At 65.3% G+C, this 16,759-nt stretch carries 21 protein-coding genes; 15 read left to right on the forward strand and 6 right to left on the reverse strand.

The features are described 5' to 3' along the window. The first annotated feature begins 1 nt into the window (after position 1). The 4 genes from ribH (at position 2) to QGV54_RS17260 (ending at position 2,759) form a co-directional block, all read left to right on the forward strand. Positions 2 to 454 (forward strand): 6,7-dimethyl-8-ribityllumazine synthase, encoded by a 453-nt coding sequence (gene ribH / locus QGV54_RS17245; RefSeq protein WP_281019410.1) that lies wholly within the window; start codon positions 2 to 4, stop codon positions 452 to 454. Then, positions 451 to 963, forward strand: a complete 513-nt coding sequence (gene nusB, locus QGV54_RS17250) for a transcription antitermination factor NusB (RefSeq protein ID WP_281019409.1) — start codon at positions 451 to 453, stop codon at positions 961 to 963. The genes ribH and nusB overlap by 4 nt, the downstream gene beginning before the upstream one ends. A 283-nt stretch (positions 964 to 1,246) precedes the next feature. Beyond that, complete coding sequence (gene thiL / locus QGV54_RS17255) at positions 1,247 to 2,221, forward strand: thiamine-phosphate kinase (RefSeq protein ID WP_281019408.1); 975 nt, start codon at positions 1,247 to 1,249, stop codon at positions 2,219 to 2,221. Between the two features lie 91 nt (positions 2,222 to 2,312). Then, positions 2,313 to 2,759 carry a flagellar basal body-associated FliL family protein gene (locus tag QGV54_RS17260; RefSeq protein WP_281019407.1) on the forward strand — a complete coding sequence of 149 codons (447 nt, stop codon included), beginning with the start codon at positions 2,313 to 2,315 and terminating at the stop codon, positions 2,757 to 2,759. A gap of 30 nt (positions 2,760 to 2,789) precedes the next feature. Here the strand turns inward: QGV54_RS17260 and QGV54_RS17265 are convergent, their stop codons facing one another. Next, positions 2,790 to 4,109: a glutamine synthetase family protein gene (locus QGV54_RS17265; protein ID WP_348638761.1), complete on the reverse strand. Its 1,320-nt coding sequence runs from the start codon at positions 4,107 to 4,109 to the stop codon at positions 2,790 to 2,792. Positions 4,110 to 4,305: 196 nt separating this feature from the next. On the opposite strand from QGV54_RS17265, the gene QGV54_RS17270 reads away from it, so the two are divergent. The 8 genes from QGV54_RS17270 (at position 4,306) to QGV54_RS17305 (ending at position 10,225) form a co-directional block, all read left to right on the forward strand. After that, positions 4,306 to 5,052 (forward strand): N-formylglutamate amidohydrolase, encoded by a 747-nt coding sequence (locus tag QGV54_RS17270; RefSeq protein ID WP_281019405.1) that lies wholly within the window; start codon positions 4,306 to 4,308, stop codon positions 5,050 to 5,052. After that, a complete protein-coding gene (locus tag QGV54_RS17275) occupies positions 5,049 to 5,708 on the forward strand; it encodes an isochorismatase family cysteine hydrolase (RefSeq protein ID WP_281019404.1) in 660 nt (219 codons plus the stop codon). The genes QGV54_RS17270 and QGV54_RS17275 overlap by 4 nt, the downstream gene beginning before the upstream one ends. 126 nt (positions 5,709 to 5,834) lie before the next feature. Further along, complete coding sequence (locus QGV54_RS17280; RefSeq protein ID WP_281019403.1) at positions 5,835 to 5,972, forward strand: hypothetical protein; 138 nt, start codon at positions 5,835 to 5,837, stop codon at positions 5,970 to 5,972. A gap of 22 nt (positions 5,973 to 5,994) precedes the next feature. Next, positions 5,995 to 6,732: a 5-oxoprolinase subunit PxpA gene (gene pxpA / locus QGV54_RS17285; RefSeq protein WP_281019402.1), complete on the forward strand. Its 738-nt coding sequence runs from the start codon at positions 5,995 to 5,997 to the stop codon at positions 6,730 to 6,732. Positions 6,733 to 6,758: 26 nt separating this feature from the next. Beyond that, positions 6,759 to 6,995, forward strand: a complete 237-nt coding sequence (locus tag QGV54_RS17290) for an acetyl-CoA carboxylase (protein ID WP_281019401.1) — start codon at positions 6,759 to 6,761, stop codon at positions 6,993 to 6,995. A 10-nt stretch (positions 6,996 to 7,005) separates the two neighbouring features. Further along, the gene (locus tag QGV54_RS17295) at positions 7,006 to 8,367 is read left to right on the forward strand and encodes an acetyl-CoA carboxylase biotin carboxylase subunit (protein ID WP_281019400.1); all 1,362 of its coding nucleotides are present in this window, start codon (positions 7,006 to 7,008) and stop codon (positions 8,365 to 8,367) included. A 26-nt stretch (positions 8,368 to 8,393) separates the two neighbouring features. Further along, entirely contained in the window at positions 8,394 to 9,263 is an 870-nt protein-coding gene (locus tag QGV54_RS17300; protein ID WP_281019399.1) for an allophanate hydrolase subunit 1, read from the forward strand. Beyond that, a complete protein-coding gene (locus QGV54_RS17305) occupies positions 9,260 to 10,225 on the forward strand; it encodes a biotin-dependent carboxyltransferase family protein (protein WP_281019398.1) in 966 nt (321 codons plus the stop codon). The genes QGV54_RS17300 and QGV54_RS17305 overlap by 4 nt, the downstream gene beginning before the upstream one ends. A gap of 90 nt (positions 10,226 to 10,315) precedes the next feature. Here QGV54_RS17305 and QGV54_RS17310 read toward each other — a convergent pair whose 3' ends face one another. The 5 genes from QGV54_RS17310 to irrA form a co-directional block, all read right to left on the reverse strand. Further along, positions 10,316 to 10,795, reverse strand: coding sequence for a MaoC family dehydratase (locus QGV54_RS17310; RefSeq protein WP_281019397.1), 480 nt, complete (start codon positions 10,793 to 10,795; stop codon positions 10,316 to 10,318). 31 nt (positions 10,796 to 10,826) lie between these two features. Then, positions 10,827 to 11,420 (reverse strand): DUF3501 family protein, encoded by a 594-nt coding sequence (locus QGV54_RS17315; protein WP_281019396.1) that lies wholly within the window; start codon positions 11,418 to 11,420, stop codon positions 10,827 to 10,829. Positions 11,421 to 11,480: 60 nt separating this feature from the next. After that, positions 11,481 to 12,830 carry a heterodisulfide reductase-related iron-sulfur binding cluster gene (locus tag QGV54_RS17320; RefSeq protein ID WP_281019395.1) on the reverse strand — a complete coding sequence of 450 codons (1,350 nt, stop codon included), beginning with the start codon at positions 12,828 to 12,830 and terminating at the stop codon, positions 11,481 to 11,483. Between the two features lie 193 nt (positions 12,831 to 13,023). Beyond that, positions 13,024 to 13,440: a rubrerythrin family protein gene (locus tag QGV54_RS17325; RefSeq protein WP_281019394.1), complete on the reverse strand. Its 417-nt coding sequence runs from the start codon at positions 13,438 to 13,440 to the stop codon at positions 13,024 to 13,026. A gap of 147 nt (positions 13,441 to 13,587) precedes the next feature. Further along, positions 13,588 to 14,001, reverse strand: coding sequence for an iron response transcriptional regulator IrrA (irrA, locus tag QGV54_RS17330; protein WP_281019393.1), 414 nt, complete (start codon positions 13,999 to 14,001; stop codon positions 13,588 to 13,590). A 183-nt stretch (positions 14,002 to 14,184) separates the two neighbouring features. On the opposite strand from irrA, the gene fabA reads away from it, so the two are divergent. Genes fabA through QGV54_RS17345 form a run of 3 tightly spaced genes read left to right on the forward strand, consistent with a single transcriptional unit; the run spans position 14,185 to position 16,744 of the window. Next, a complete protein-coding gene (fabA, locus tag QGV54_RS17335; protein ID WP_281019392.1) occupies positions 14,185 to 14,694 on the forward strand; it encodes a 3-hydroxyacyl-[acyl-carrier-protein] dehydratase FabA in 510 nt (169 codons plus the stop codon). An 18-nt stretch (positions 14,695 to 14,712) separates the two neighbouring features. Next, a complete protein-coding gene (gene fabB, locus QGV54_RS17340) occupies positions 14,713 to 15,936 on the forward strand; it encodes a beta-ketoacyl-ACP synthase I (protein ID WP_281019391.1) in 1,224 nt (407 codons plus the stop codon). A 4-nt stretch (positions 15,937 to 15,940) separates the two neighbouring features. Beyond that, complete coding sequence (locus tag QGV54_RS17345; RefSeq protein ID WP_281019390.1) at positions 15,941 to 16,744, forward strand: SDR family oxidoreductase; 804 nt, start codon at positions 15,941 to 15,943, stop codon at positions 16,742 to 16,744. Positions 16,745 to 16,759 lie beyond the last annotated feature (15 nt).

Raw genomic sequence — 16,759 nt, forward strand, 5'->3', positions numbered from 1 at the left:
CATGGCCGGACCGCACCTGCTGATCGTCGAATCCCCCTATTACGAGCATATCGCCAACGGGCTGGCCCAGGGCGCCATCGCGGCAATCGAGAAGGCGGGCGGCACCTATGACCGCCTGTCCGTCCCCGGCGCGCTGGAGGTGCCCGGCGCCATCGCGATGGCGGAGGCGGCGGTGGACCGTGGCGACCGCAGCTATGACGGCTATGTCGCGCTGGGCTGCGTCATCCGCGGCGAGACCCTGCACTACGAGATCGTGTCCAATGAGTCCGCGCGCGGCCTGATGGACCTGACGATCTATGACGGTGTCGCGGTCGGCAATGGCATCATCACCGTGGAGAACGAGGAACAGGCCCTGGTCCGTTCCGACCCGGCGCAGAAGGACAAGGGTGGGGATGCGGCACGCGCGGCCCTGCGCATGGTGGAGATCCGGCGCGAGCTCGAAGCCGAATCATGAGCAACCCCCGCAGTGGCAGGACCGGCGGCAGGACCAGTGCCGAAGACCGCCGGAAACGCAGCACCGCGCGCATGCATGCGGTGCAGGCGGTCTATCAGCTGGAACTGAACGAAGGCCGCGTCGCCGATGTGGTGGCCGAATATTTGGATCATCGCCTGGGTCAGGACATCGACGGGGAGGAACTGCTGCCCGCCGACCGGGACTTCTTCCAGGACCTGGTGCTGGGAACCGCCGACCGCAGGCTGGAGCTGGACACCATCGTCGAACGCTCCCTCAGCCTCGACTACACCATGGACCGGCTGGAGACCCTGCTGCGCGCCCTGTTGCGGGTCGCCGCCTACGAGATGCTGGCGCGGATCGACGTGCCGGCCAAGGTCGTGATCAACGAATATGTCGATCTGGGCGTCGCCTTCTTCGCCGGGGGCGAGACCGGACTGGTGAACGGCGTTCTGGACCGCATGGCCCGCGAGATCCGTCCCGGCGAGATCGGGGACCGGGCGCGGCGGTAGATTGCGGAGCGGTTTTTCTTGCCCATATCCTGAACGAGTTGCCTGTCTGTAGAGGCTGGCCCCCGGCACCCTGCTTCCCCCCTTGAGGGGGAAGTGGCCGCGCAGCGGTCGATGGGGGGTGAGGCCGCAGGCCATGGGGGTGTGGACCAATTGCCATTCGGCTGCGCCGATTCACCCCCTTCCCGACCTTCCCCCATCAAGGGGGAAGGAGGTGGGCGGCAGATCGATGCAGCAGACGAACTGCTGAAACCGGAAGCGGAAACCTGGCGCAGGAGACGGCACATTGACCATCGAGGGCGGAGAGTTCGGGCTGATCGCGGACCTGCTGGCGCCCCTCGCGGCGGAGGGCGCCTTTGGCCTGACCGACGACGCCGCGCTGCTGCCGGAGCTGCCTGCGGGGCAGGGCTGGGTCATGACCAAGGACGCCATGGTCGCGGGTGTCCACTTCCTGCCCGATGATCCGCCGGACCTGATCGCGCGCAAGCTGCTGCGGGTGAACCTGTCGGACCTGGCCGCCATGGGCGCGGTGCCCTGCGGCTACCTGCTGGCCTGTGCCTGGACGCCCGAGACCACTCACGGCTGGATCGAGGGTTTCGTGGCAGGGCTGGCAGCGGATCAGGCAGAGTTCGTTATCGGTCTCTATGGCGGCGACACCGTTTCCACACCGGGACCGCTCACCCTGTCCCTCACCGCCTTCGGGACCGCGCCACGCCAGTCCCTGCTGCGCCGCAATGGCGCGCGGGCCGGGGACGACGTGATGGTCTCCGGCACACTCGGCGACGCCGCGCTGGGACTGAGGGTATTGCAGGGCACGCTGGACGCCGCGCCGGAACATGCCGCCGCCCTGGCCCAGCGCTACCGGCTGCCGCAACCGCGCACGACACTCGGGCCCGCACTCGTCGGCCTGGCCAGCGCCGCGCAGGATGTGTCCGACGGGCTGCTGGCCGACCTCGGCCATATCGCGCATCACTCCGATGTCGGCATGGAGGTGCATCTTGAACTGCTGCCCCTCTCCGTCGCCGCCCGCGAGAGCCTGGTCGAACGCCCCGACCTGGCGCAACTGCCGCTGAACGGCGGTGATGACTATGAACTGGTCTTCACCGCGCCGCCCGCCGCGCGGGAGCGGATCACGGAGACGGCTGCGGCAACCGGCACACCGGTCACCCGCATCGGCCGCGTAGTCGAAGGCAGCGGCGTCAGCCCCTTCGCCGCCGGTCGCCCGCTGCCGGTCAAGGGCCAGGGCTGGCAGCATTTCTGAGGCGGCGCGGCAACGGCCTTAAACCTTTGGAGAGATTTCATCCCTACCCTCTGCCTCTGCCCTTTCATGGTGGATGCGGAGAGCTGGTCCAATGAAGAAGATCGTCCTCATCGGTGCCGCGGTCCTGCTGCTTGGCGGCGGCGGCGCGGGTGCGTTCATGATGATGGGCGGCGAGGACAAGGCCGCACATGGCGAGACGGCGATGCCGGAGATCGTCATGAGCAAGGATCCGGTCTACCTGCGCCTTGACGGCCTGACCGCCCCGATCATGAAGGGCAGCCACGTCCGCCACTACATCTTCCTGAACATCAGCATCGAGATGGTGGACGACAGCGCCCGCGATGATGCCAGCCCGCTGAAGCCGCGCCTGCACGACGCCTTCCTGCGCGAATTCTACAGCAAGACCATCGCCCGCGGCGACGGCACCATCGATTTCGCCAATGTCTCCAAACGCCTGACCAAGCAGGCCCGGAAGGTGCTGGGCGAGGACCAGGTGGTCACCGTCCTGATCACCCGCGCCATGCGCGGCGCGGGCTGAGGTGACCCATCGGCAGGCAAGGCCCGTGCTTCAATAGACCGCCAGATACCGCGCGCACATTTCCTCCGGGGTCAGCCCTTCCAGCACGGCCAGTTCGCCGCGCTTGTGCGCCAGGTAGACATCGCGGAAGGTCTGGCCGAACCATTCACGGATGCAGTCTTCCGCGGCGAAGGCCTCCAGCGCCGCCTCGAGCGACGTCGGCAGTCGCGTGATCCCCATTTCGGTGAGTTCCCACGTGTCCATCGTGCTCAGGTCCGACTCCGTCACGGTCGGCGCGGGCAGGTTGCGGGCGATACCCTCCGTTCCGGCGTGGATGATGGCCGCCAGTTGCAGGTAGGGGCTGGCGGCGGCGTCGCAGGCCCGGACCTCCAGATTGAACTGCCGCGCGATGGCCAGGGGATCGAGCGAGGTTACCGGGCAGATGCGCACCGATGCCTCCCGGTCCCGCAGTCCCAGATTGTTGAACGCGGCGCTCCAGCGGTGCGGTGTCAGGCGCAGGTAGGAGATCGCGCTGGGGGCCAGCAGCGCCAGGATGCCGGGCAGGAAGGTGGTGATTCCTGCGGCGAAGGATGCGGCAACGTCGGACAGTCCGGTCGCGCTGTCCGGGTCGTGGGTCACGGGCTGACCGTCGGCATCGTTCAGGCTGACATGGACATGGACCCCGTTGCCGACACCTGCCGGGTCACGGATCGGGGTGAAGCTGGCACGCTGGTCCCGCTCCCGCGCCGCCACCCGCACCAGTTCGCGCAGGATCACGGCCCGGTCGGCGGCGGCAAGCCCGTCCGCCGGTTTCATCGTCACCTCGAACTGGTCCGCACCGAATTCCTTCATGAAGGTATCCGGGCGCAGGCCGTTGCGCGCCATCAGCTGGAAGATGCGCCGTCCCATCGCCGCACCGGACCGCGCCCCGGCCAGGGAATAGGAACTGCCACTGTCCCCAGCCGTCCCGCCGCTGACCTGAAACTCATGCTCGAACGCCACCGTGGTGGTCAGTTGCGCCACGTCCTGCAGCCGCTGCAGCGCTGACTTCAGGATCGACCGTGTGCAGCATTCCCACGGCTCCCCCGCCAGCGTGCGGATATCGCCCAGCATCACATGTTCCACCGGGTCGCCAATCTGGTCATGGATCACCCAGGTGGCAGTCGGGTCGGGGACCAGGGCCAGATCGCCCAGCGCCCCGAAGGGACTGTCGGCAATCACGTCGAAGCAGGTGATCTGCACGTTCGTCGGGGTCCAGCCGACACCGCGCTGCAGGCGCAGCGGCAGATCGATCTCCGGGAAGCCCTTGCCCCGCACCTGGCCGGCTATGTCGGCACAGCAGGCCATGATGATCTGTTCACTGCTCGCCATTCCCACCTGCTCCAACACTTTCATCCGGTTGCGGGAAATCATCCGGGCGGCGCATAGTCCTGTCAAATCGGGAGGACTGTTGACTTGTGGTCTGTTCCATCCCTCTCCCCCTCCCGGCCATCCAATCAGGATAGTGCCGTGGGTGGCCGGGAGGGGGAGAGGGATGGAACAGGCAGCCAGAACCAGAGGAAGACCGATGCTGACTGCCGACGATCCAGATCCTGTCCTGTTTCAGGGCTCCGCGGGCGGGGGCGGTATCCTGCTGACCTGCGAGCATGGCGGACAGCTTGTGCCTCGCGCGCTGGGTGATCTGGGCGTCAGCGCGGCGGACATGCAGCGCCACATCGCCTGGGACATTGGCGCGCTGGCCCTGTCGCAGGCCCTGCTGGAGAACGTTTCAGCGCGTCTGGTCAGCCAGCGTTTCAGCCGCCTGGTGATCGACTGCAACCGGGGTCCGGCCTCCCCCGACCTGATCCCCACCGTCAGCGACGAAACACATGTTCCGGGCAATCGCGACCTGTCCCCGACCGAGGTCGGCGCGCGGACAGCCGCGATCCATGCGCCGTTCCATGACCGTATCGCGGCAGAGATCGCGCGCGACCGGCCTCGCCTGCTGGTCTCCATCCACAGCTTCACGCCGGTGATGGGGCAGCAGCGCCGACACATGCATGCCGGGTTCCTGGCCAACCGGATGCCGGAGGTGGCGGAGCGTTTCATGGCCACGATCGGGGCGGCGGCACCGGAACTGGTGCTGTCGATGAACGAACCCTATACGGTTGATGACATATCGGATTACACCGTGCCGGTGCATGGGGAGGGCAATCGCCTGCCGCATGTGCTGGTGGAGGTGCGGAACGACCAGTTGCAGGACCCGGCCGGCATCCGTCGCTGGGCCAACCTGCTGGCCATCGCGATCAGGGATGTGGAGGCAGCAGAGCCATGACACAGGACCACCCGACAAGCCGTGACCTGCCGCTGGTGCCGGCGCAATCGGCCTTGCTGTTCATCGACGTGCAGAACTTCAGCGCCGATCCGGAGGGCGGCGAATATGAAGGCATGGACCCGGCGCATTTCGAGGAGAAGTACGGCTGGTACTTCCGTCATTTCGCCGCCGAGACCCTGCCGAACATGCAGCGGCTGCAGGGCGCCTTCCGGCGGCACGGGATCGAGGTCATGTACACGGTGATCGAAAGCCTGACCCGCGACGGGCGCGACCGCAGCCTGGATTACAAGATCACCGGTTTCAACGTCCCCCGGGGGTCACGGGACGGGCAGGTGATCGATGCCCTGGCACCGGGGGAGGACGAGATCGTCATCCCCAAGACCTCGTCGAGTGTCTTCATCTCCACCAACATCGACTATGTGCTGCGCAACCTCGGCGTCCGGCAGCTTGTGATCAGCGGCCTGCTGACCGACCAGTGCGTCGATTCCGCCGTCCGGGACGCCTGCGATCTGGGCTACCTCGTGACGGTGGTGACGGATGCCTGCGCCACCCACAGCATGGAACGCCACGAAAGCTCGCTCGGGCTGAACCGGGGCTACTGCCGACAGATCACCACTGACGCACTGCTGGCGGAATTGGACAGAAACGAACTTTGACGGGACTGTACGTGGGGTGCGGGCATTGCCCATTGCGGGGGCAGGCACGGCTGCTATCGTTTCAGGCTGAGAAGGTCATGCCGTTCAGGAGGGCACGCCGTCATTCTTGCCGTTGATGCGATCACCGTGGACCGCCTGCGCGACACCTCCCCCGCCGGGCACGGACAGCGCTTCACGTGCGCCGGCAAGCAGACGCCGTTCGCGCCGGTCTGGCAGGCCTCGCTTCACGAGAGCGGCAGCTATATCCTGAAACGCAACGACTGAACGCCAGCAGAAGGAGGGCATCATGGCCGTCGAGATCAACTGCGACATGGGCGAGAGCTTCGGGCTCTACAAGATGGGTGACGACGAGGGGCTGATGCCCTTCATCACCGTGGCAAACGTTGCCTGCGGCTTCCATGGCTCCGACTTCAACCACATGCGCGAGACGGTGCGCCTGGCCAAGCGCCACGGCGTCCGGGTCGGCGCGCATCCGTCCCTGCCCGACCTGCAGGGCTTCGGCCGTCGCGAGATGAAGATGGAACGCGAGGAAATGGCCAACTGCCTGATCTACCAGATCGGCGCGCTGAAGGGCTTCCTGGAAGCCGAGGGCATGAGCCTCAATCACATCAAGCCGCATGGCTCGCTCTACGGCATGGCGGCGAAGCAGGGACATATCGCCCATGCCGTCGCCGACGCGGCGGACGTGTTCAAGGTGCCGCTGTTCGGCATGATCGGCACGCTGCATGAGGAGATCTATCCCGCGCGCGGTCATGAGCTGGTCGCGGAGTATTACGCCGACCTGTTCTATGGCGATGCCGGCAACCTGCTAGTCACCCGCGTGCATGACCCTGTGGACCCGGAAGACTCCGCCGCCCGCGCCATCCGCGCGGTGACGGAAGGCAAGACGCTTTCCACCGGCGGTGTCGATGTCGCCGTGCGCGCCGACAGCATCTGCGTCCATTCCGACACACCCAACGCCCAGGCAGTGGCGGAAGCAGTGAATGCCGCGATCCGCCCCTACATGGCCCAGGCGGCCGAGTAACAGTCCCAACCAGAGGAATCCATTCCATGGCCGAACAGATCGTTTCCCCGCTTCCCGGCACCTTCTACCGCAAGCCCTCACCCGATGAGCCGAACTTCAAGAACGAGGGCGACACGGTGGCCGTCGGCGACGTGATCGGGCTGGTGGAGGTCATGAAGACCTTCAACGAGGTGAAGGCCGACAAGGCCGGCACCATCGCCAGCTTCGTTGCCGACAATGAGGAGGCCGTCATGGCCGGTCAGCCTCTGGTCGAACTGGGCTGATCGCGATCTCATGGCCATCAGCAAGCTTCTGATCGCGAACCGTGGCGAAATCGCCGTCCGGATCATCCGGGCGGCGCAGGCGCTGGGCATACGGACCGTGCAGGCGCACAGCATGGCGGACGCCGATTCGCTGGCCGTGCAGCTGGCGGATGAGGCCGTGAACATCGGCCCGCCACATGCCGCCAAATCCTACCTGAAGGTGGATGCGGTGCTGGAGGCGGCGAAGTCCAGCGGCGCCGATGCCGTCCATCCGGGCTATGGCTTCCTGTCCGAGAATGCGGCTTTCGCAAGGGCGGTGGAGGATGCGGGCCTGATCTTCGTCGGCCCGAAGCCGGAAACCATTTCCCGGCTGGGCGACAAGGCGGCGGCCCGCGCGGCGGCGGAGGCGGCGGGCGTGCCCACTGTTCCGGGCAGCGAGGGACTGATCGATTCCGTCGATGCGGCGCGGGATGCGGCGGAGCGCATCGGCTACCCGGTGATGATCAAGGCGTCAGCCGGCGGCGGCGGACGGGGCATCAAGATCGCGGAGAACGCGGACGAGCTGGCCAAGCTGGTCTCCCAGGCCCGGTCGGAGGCGCAGGCCGCCTTCGGCGACGGCAGCCTCTACATGGAAAAGCTGGTACGCAACGCACGCCATATCGAGGTTCAGGTGCTGGGCGACGGCACGGACGCGGTGCACTGCTTCGAGCGTGAATGCTCCATGCAGCGCCGCCGCCAGAAGGTCTGGGAGGAAGCGCCCTCCGCCGCGCTGGACGACGCCAAGCGCCAGGCCATCTGCACCTCTGCGGTGGATCTGGCACGCTCCGTCGGCTATCGCGGTGCCGGGACGCTGGAGTATCTCTACGACGATGCCAGCGGCGAATTCTACTTCATCGAGATGAACACCCGCATCCAGGTGGAGCACCCGGTGACGGAGATGATCACCGGCATCGACCTGGTGCAGGAGATGATCCGTATCGCCGGGGGCGAGAAACTGCGCCTGAAGCAGGACGACATCCGCCTGAACGGCCACGCCATCGAATGCCGGATCAATGCGGAGGATCCGTCGAACGGCTTCATGCCCGCGCCGGGAACGGTGGAGCGGCTGGTGGTGCCTGCGGCGGATCATGTCCGTTTCGACACCCTGCTGTACGAGGGCTATACGATTCCGCCCTTCTACGACTCCCTGCTGGGCAAGCTGATCGTGCACGGCCCGGACCGTGCGACGGCGATCGACCGCATGGCGGCGGCACTCGACGGGCTGACCATCGACGGCTTCAAGACCACAGTCGCCCTGCACAAGGCGCTGGCCCGGTCGGCGGACGTCCGCGCGAACGCCATCCACACGCAATATCTCGAGCCCTGGCTCGAGGCCCATCCCATTCCGTCCTGACGCAATCCAGAGGAGGTTCTCTCTCAATGGAATCCAGATACACCTTCGGCGGTGACGAGCACGTCTTCTGCGAGGTCGATACCGAAATGTCGCTGGAGGCGTTCTTCAAGAGCCTCTCCATGACCAATGCGGTGCGCGAAAGCCAGATCCGTGGTGTCACCGAGATCTGTCCCGCCAATGCCTCGTTCCAGATCAAGTTCGACCCGGACATCATCAAGCCCGACGACATGCTGGCAGAGATCAAGAAGCTGGAAGTCCAGGCGGAGAGCGCTGAATCGTCCATGGACACCCGCATCGTCGAGGTGCCGGTGCTCTACAACGATCCCTGGACGCACGAGACACTGATGCGGTTCCGGGAACGGCACCAGGACCCGAGCGGCACCGATCTGGACTATTCGGCCAGGATCAACGGCTATGACACGGTGGACGACTTCATCGCCGCCCATTCCGGTTCGCCCTGGTTCGTGTCCATGGTGGGTTTCGTGGCAGGTCTGCCGTTCCTGTATCAGACGGTGGAACGCGAGAAACAGATCGAGGTGCCGAAGTATCTCCGTCCCCGCACCGACACGCCGAAGCTGACGGTTGGCTACGGCGGCTGTTTCAGCTGCATCTATTCCGTGCGCGGCGCGGGCGGGTACCAGATGTTCGGCGTGACGCCGATGCCGATCTTCGACCCGCAGCAGCGGATCAAGTACCTGCAGGACTTCATGATCTTCTTCAAGCCGGGCGACCTGGTGAAATTCTCCCCCATCGACCGCGACACCTATGACGCGGCGGTCGAGGCGGTGGAAGCCAACGAATTCGAGCCGAAGATCCGCGACGTGCGCTTCTCCCTCGACGAGTTCAACGCCGACATCAATGCTTGCAACGCCAAGCTGGAGGGAGCACTGAAATGATCAAGGTTCTCAATCCCGGCCTCGCCACCAGCGTCCAGGACATGGGACGTCACGGCTATTACCACCTGGGCATCCCGCAGTCGGGCGGCATGGACCAGCTTGCACTGCAGGCCGCCAACCTGCTGGTCGGCAATGCGTCCGACGCCGCCGTTCTGGAAGCCACCTTCATGGGTCCGGAACTGGAGTTCACCGCCGACGCGGTGGTCGCCGTCACCGGTGCCGCCATGACGCCGAAGGTCGATGGCGCGGAACAGGCCAACTGGGAGTCCTTCGCGGTCAAGGCCGGACAGGTCCTCAGCTTTGACTATCTGAAGGGGGGTGCCCGCGCCTATATCGCCATCTCCGGCGGTATCGACGTGCCCGTCGTTCTGGGCAGCCGTTCCACCTACACGCTGGGGGCACTCGGCGGCTTTCAGGGCCGCCCGCTGGCAGCAGGCGACGAAGTGCCCGTCGGTCAGGGCAAGGGCACGGCAGGCCGTTCGCTCGACGCTTCGCTGCGCCGCGCACCGGGCTCGCCTGCGGAGATCCGCGTCCTGCCGGGTATCTACTGGCACTGGGTCACCGACAAGTCGGGGGCGCAGTTCTACGAGGACACCTGGAAGGTGGCGCCGGAGGCTGATCGCATCGGCTACCGCTTCCGCGGCGGCAGGCCGATCGAGTTCACGGAGCGGGAACGTCCGTTCGGTGCGGGCTCCGATCCGTCGAACATCGTCGATGGCTGCTATCCCTATGGCTCCATCCAGGTCCCCGGCGGCACGGAACCGATCATCCTGCATCGCGATGCGGTGTCGGGCGGCGGCTACTTCATGCTCGGCACGGTGATCTCCGCCGACATGGACCTGATCGGCCAGATGCAGCCGCATACGCCGACGCAGTTCGTCAAGGTCACGATGGACGAGGCCCTGCAAGCCCGCGCCGACCGCACTGCCCTGATCGGACGCATTCACGAGGCACTGGCGTAAGCCAGCACCCCTGATTGACGCGACCGCATCTGCCTGTTCCACCGGAAGGGGCAGGCAGATGCGGCTGTGAGACCCGGGCGTCGGCAGGTTTCAGGGGGTCGTGACACCGTTGGTGGGATCGCCCGCGGCGAGCATCTCCTTCAGCCGCTGTCGCTGGTTCGCGTCCGGCAGCACGCCGGTCGTCTCCGCCTCCAGGACCGTGACACCCGCTTCGTTGACGATGGTGACCTCGGCCCTGGCATGCCCGCTTCCGTCGACCTCGCGTATGATCCAGGTGCAGGTCAGGGTCTCTTCCGGATAGACGGGACGCCGGAACCGGAACGACATGTCCCTGGCCAGCCAGCCGATCTGGCCGCCGATCTCCGTGACCAGACTGCCTGTCAGCAGGCCATGGGCGATGGGCCCCCGCATGCCCTTCAGCGCCGCATAGTCGCTGTCGCAATGCACGGGATTGTAGTCCCGCGAAAGGCTGGCGAAGGCCGCGATTTCCGGGCCGCTGAAACGGCGCGTTACCTCGAACCGGTCGCCTTCGCGAATGCCGTCAGCCGCGCGCGCCCTCAAGTCCGTCATGGATGTTCCTCGCGCGGGCCGCGTCAGGCACTCAGGTCAGATCCTCGGCCAGCGACGCAATCTGATCGGCGGTCAGCCCGGCCATGTGATTGTAGTTCGGGTGGCTGATCCTCAACTGCACTTCGGCGGAGCCGTCCTTCAGGCTGGCGGCCTGCGCATCGGACAGGCTGAAGACGAAGAAGTGCACCGACGAGGCCTTGCCGTCGGCGTTGGTGCGGTCCAGGTCGTCATCGGCCTCCCCCTTCACCGCCTCGCCATTGATCACCAGGGCGACCTCATGCTCGATCCCGCCCAGCCGCGAAAGTTCCCGGTGGCGACGCACCGGATCCTCGATCTGCAGCATCATGGTGGCGGTCAGCGTGCGGCCGGAGGGGACCAGCGGCGCATAGGCCTCCAGCTCCTCCACCAGCTGCTCGGCACCACCGCCCTCGACCCGCAGCATCTCCTGAACCTGCCACCACATGGTGAAGTAGCTCTCGAAGAAGACGGAGGCGAAGGGGCCGACGTCGACACGGCGGTGCTGCTTGTGCGTCCGCAGTTCGGCCTGCAGCGCCGTGCGCTCCGCGTCGAAGCGGGCGGGGGGCAGGATGTGCTCGGCGAGCAGCGATGTATGGCGTTCGATCATTTCACTCACTCTTGCTTGTCTGGCACTCTTTCCGGTCGGGCAGTCGAACCGGCGCGCTGGTCACAGCAGGCCGCAGGCCTTCGCGAACAGCTCCACCGGATGGCTGGCGACCGAAGGCGGTGCCTTGAAGGTATCCGGGTTCTCGGCGTTCAGCCGCTCCATGCCCTGCAGCATGTGCACACCGGCCAGCGGACATTCGGAGGCCACATGGGCCTTGTCCTCACGTCCCGCAGCACGGGCCGCGTTCTTGCCGACCTTCAGCGCGGTCTCGAAATTGTCCTTCTTGATGCCCCAGCTGCCGCCGTGACCGGAACAGCGCTCGATGATCTTCAGTTCCATGTCCGGGATCAGCCGCAGCATGTCCGCCGCCTTCTGGCCCATGTTCTGGGCGCGGGCATGGCAGGCCAGATGCAGGCTGACGCCGCCGTCCAGGGGTTTCGGTTCCGCCGCCAGCCCTTCGTTGCGGGCAATGTCGACGACATATTCGGCAACATCCTTCGTCGCCTTCGACAGGCGCGCGACGTCCGGATCATCGGGCAGCAGCAGCGGCCATTCGAACTTCAGCATCAGCGCGCAGGACGGCACCAGACCGATGACGTCATAGCCATCCTCGATCCAGGGCTTCATGGCCAGCGCCACGTTCTTCGCACGCCGCGCCACATCGTCCAGGTCGCCCTGTTCCAGTTGGGGCATGCCACAGCATTCGGGGTAGACCACTTCGGTCTCGACGCCGTTCGCGGCCAGGATGGCCTGGGTGGCAATGCCGATGCCCGGATTGTTGTAGTTCACGAAGCAGGTGGCATAGAGCACCGCCTTGCGCGCCGCCGCCGGTGCGTCCGTATTGCGGGCAGGCGGATGGGCGGCATGGGCCGTGAAGCTCTTCGCATGGAACTTCGGCAGTTCCGCGTTCCGGTCCACGTCGGCGATGTCTTCCAGGATCGGGCGGGTGATCCGGTTGCCCCGGTCCGTCGCCCAGTTGGCGATCCCGGATGTCATGCCCGCCAGCTTGCCGTTGCGGTCGGTCTTCGTCATCTGGCGGTCCCAGAACGGCGTCTTGCCGTCCCGGTGTTCCGTTGCGCGATAGCGCAGCATCAGATGCGGAAAATCGAGCTGGAACTCATGCGGCGGCGTATAGGGGCAGGTGGACATGAAGCACATGTCACACAGCGTGCAGGCATCGACCACCGGCTTGAAATCGGCGGAATCGACGGTGTCGAGTTCCCCCGACTCGCTCTCGTCGATCAGGTCGAACAGGCGCGGAAAACTGTCGCAGAGATTGAAGCACAGGCGACAGCCGTGACAGATGTCGAACACCCGCCGCAGTTCCGCGTCGATTGCCTCCTTGTTGTAGAAATCAGCACTCTGCCAGTCGAGCGGATGCCGCTCCGGCGCGCCAAGGCCGCCTTCCATCTGTCATCTCCACCGTGATTCAGATTGCCGGGGCTGATCATCACGACAGCCGCGTCGGCGTGTCGAGCATGCAGGTATCTCCGTACCCGCATACACGATATCGGTCGTCCGCTGACCTGCTGACGGGCTACGGACCAGTGCAGCCCGCCACAGGAATGATCGGGGGCGACGGATGCCGCCCCCGAAAATCCGGTCAGCCCATCGAGTCGAGAGCCTTCTGGAAACGACCGGCGTGGCTCTTCTCTGCCTTCGCCAGGGTCTCGAACCAGTCGGCAATCTCGTCGAAGCCTTCGTCGCGCGCGGTCTTCGCCATACCCGGATACATGTCCGTGTACTCATGCGTCTCGCCCGCGATGGCGGCCTTCAGATTGGCTTCCGTGGAGCCGATCGGCTCACCCGTCGCCGGGTCGCCCACTTCCTCCAGGAACTTCAGATGGCCGTGCGCATGGCCCGTCTCGCCCTCGGCGGTCGAGCGGAAGACGCTGGAGACATCGTTGTAACCTTCGACGTCAGCCTTCTGCGCGAAATACAGGTAGCGGCGGTTTGCCTGGGATTCGCCCGCAAAGGCTTCCTTCAGGCTCTGTTCAGTCTTCGAACCCTTGAGCGACATGACCTTGTCCTCCTCCTCATGATGACGTGCCGGATGTTCATCCTGAACAGCCGACATACCAATTATGGGGTCTGGCGAGACAAGGTCAATAGTTTGGAATTATTCCAAAGACGATTTCCGGATGGAACCCGGCATGAGCCGCCCTTCTCAGGCGTCGCGCAGCCTGATGATGACTTCGGCGCGTTCGATCACCATGCCATCCGGCGCCGCCGGCAGATGCCCCAGCGCGATGGTCTCACCGGGAATGTCGGTCAGCTTGCCCGAACCCTCGTGATAGAAATGGTGATGCTCCGCGACATTGGTGTCGAAGTAGGACCTGCCGGGGTCGACCACGACCTCGCGCACCATCCCGGCCTGGGTGAACTGATGCAGGCAGTTGTAGACCGTCGCCATCGAAACCGGGACGCCGGCCTGGCGTGCCTCGTCGAACAGCATCTCCGCCGTCAGGTGCCGGGGTCCGGCGGACAGCAACAGCTCCGCCAGCGCCACGCGCTGCCGTGTCGGACGCAGGCCCGAGCCGCGAAGCCGGTCCGCAATCGTCATGTCAACCGTCTCAGTCATGCCTGCAATATAGTTACGAGCGGGTCGCAATAGAAGCCCCCACCGGGCAACTGGCAGTACACGCCTGTTTTGCGGGTTTTGTCGCCAGTGTCATATGGCTATAGTCCACCACACAAATCATCATGGACGGCCTGCGGCCACGGCGGCGATTCCGACAGGCGAACTTTGAAGCGAGGCGACACCTTGACGGATCGGAAGAGCAGCTTTTCCTACGAAGAACTCCTGCAATGCGGCCACGGGGAACTGTTCGGTCCCGGGAACGCCCGGCTGCCCCTGCCTCCGATGCTCATGTTCGACCGGATCACGAAGATCAGTGACGAGGGCGGCAGCTACGGCAAGGGCGAGATCCTGGCGGAGCTGGACGTGACGCCGGACCACTGGTTCTTCAAGTGCCACTTCGAGACCGATCCCGTGATGCCGGGATGCCTCGGGCTGGACGCCATGTGGCAGGCCGTCGGGTTCTATCTCGGCTGGCTCGGGCTGCCCGGACGCGGTCGGGCGCTGGGCGTCGGCGAGGTCAAATTCGGCGGGCAGGTTCTGGAAACCGTGAAGCTGGTTACCTATCATCTGTCCATCAAGCGCACGATCGCGCGGCGGCTGGTTCTGGGCATCGCGGACGGTATCGTGAAGGCTGACGGCGAGGAAATCTATACGGCCAAGGACATGCGCGTCGGGCTGTTCACCACCACCTGAGACAATTGAGGGCTATTCTTGAAACGGGTTGTTGTTACAGGGCTGGGTATCGTTTCGTCGATCGGCAACGATGCTGCGGAAGTCATCGAGTCCCTCAAGAGCGCACGTTCCGGCATTGAATTCGCGCCGGAGTATGCCGAAGTCGGCATGCGCAGCCAGATCCAGGGTTCCCTGAAGCTGGATCCGGCTGACCATATCGATCGCCGCGTGCTGCGCTTCATGGGTGGCGGTGCGGCCTACAACTACATCGCCTTGAAGCAGGCGATTGCCGACGCGGGACTGGAGGAGGACGAGGTTTCCAACCCGCGCACGGGACTGATCGCCGGTTCCGGCGGCCCGTCGACCTCCAATCAGGTCCAGGCCGCCGACATCGCGCGGGAGAAGGGCGTCAAGCGCATCGGCCCCTACATGGTGCCGCGCTGCATGTCCTCCACCAACTCCGCGAACCTCTCGACGGCCATGAAGATCAAGGGGATGAGCTATTCCATCTCCTCCGCCTGTTCCACCAGCGCGCATTGCATCGGCAATGCCATGGAGACGATCCAGCTGGGCAAGCAGGACATCATCTTTGCCGGCGGCGGTGAGGAACTGCACTGGACCCTGTCGATGCTGTTCGACGCCATGGGGGCCATGTCCAGCAAGTACAACGACCGCCCGGCGGAGGCGAGCCGGGCCTATGACAGGGACCGGGACGGCTTCGTCATCTCCGGCGGCGGCGGCATCCTGGTGATGGAGGAACTGGAGCACGCGAAGGCGCGCGGCGCGAAGATCTATGCGGAGATCGTCGGCTATGCGGCGACCTCCGACGGCGCCGACATGGTCGCGCCGTCCGGCGAAGGGGCGGAGCGCTGCATGAAGCTGGCGATGTCCACCATCGGCGACACCAGGATCGACTACATCAATGCCCATGGCACCTCGACGCCTGTCGGGGACATCATCGAACTGAACGCGATCCGCGCCGCCTTCGAGGGCCGGGACCTGCCCTGGGTCAGCTCCACAAAGAGCCTGACCGGCCACAGCCAGGGCGCGGCAGGCGTGCAGGAAGCGATCTATTCCCTGCTGATGCTGAACAACGACTTCCTGGCGGAGTCAGCGAATATCGAGAACGTTGACGACGGGGCCGGCGACTTTCCGCTGGTGCGGCAACGTATCGACGATGCCAACCTGAACTGCGTCATGTCGAACAGCTTCGGATTCGGCGGCACCAACGCCAGCCTGATCTTCAAGCGGTTCGAGGACTGAACGCATGGCAGACAAACTGATGCAGGGTCGCCGCGGTCTGATCATGGGCGTGGCGAACGACCACTCCATTGCCTGGGCCATTGCCCGGGCAGCGCACGAACAGGGCGCAGAGCTGGGATTCACCTATCAGGGCGATGCCTTCCTGAAGCGCGCGAAGCCGCTGGTCGACCAGGTGGACGGGGCATTTCTGGAGAACTGTGACGTCACCCGCGACGGCGATCTGGAACGGGTCTTCGACCGGGTGGCGAACACCTGGGACCGGCTGGATTTCGTGCTCCACGCCGTGGCCTATTCCGACAAGAGCGAACTTTCAGGCCGTTACATCGACACGACGGCTGCCAATTTCAGCAATACCATGGCAATCAGTTGCTACTCCTTCACGGAGACGGCACGCCTGGCCGCGCCGCTGATGACCAACGGCGGCAGCCTGCTGACCCTGTCGTTTGCCGGATCCGAACGCTGGATGCCGAGCTACAACGTCATGGGTGTCGCCAAGGCGGCGCTGGAGGCCAGCGTGCGCTATATCGCCGTGGACCTGGGCCCGCAGCAGATCCGCGCCAACGCGATTTCCGCCGGGCCGATGCGGACGATTTCCGGCTCCGCCGTCGGCGATGCCCGCTATGTCTACGGCTGGACCCGCGACCACGCCCCGCTGCAGCGGGCCATCACGCAGGAAGATGTTGGCGGCGCCGGCGTCTATTTCCTCTCCGACCTTTCCGCAGGCGTGACCGGCGAAATCCACCATGTGGACAGCGGCTTCAACGTCATGGGCATGGTCAACCCGCACCGCATCCACGACAAGGACTGACAGCCGCCTTCCCGG

The sequence above is a fragment of the Minwuia sp. IMCC3060 genome (assembly GCF_029909435.1).
GTDB lineage: Bacteria > Pseudomonadota > Alphaproteobacteria > Minwuiales > Minwuiaceae > Minwuia.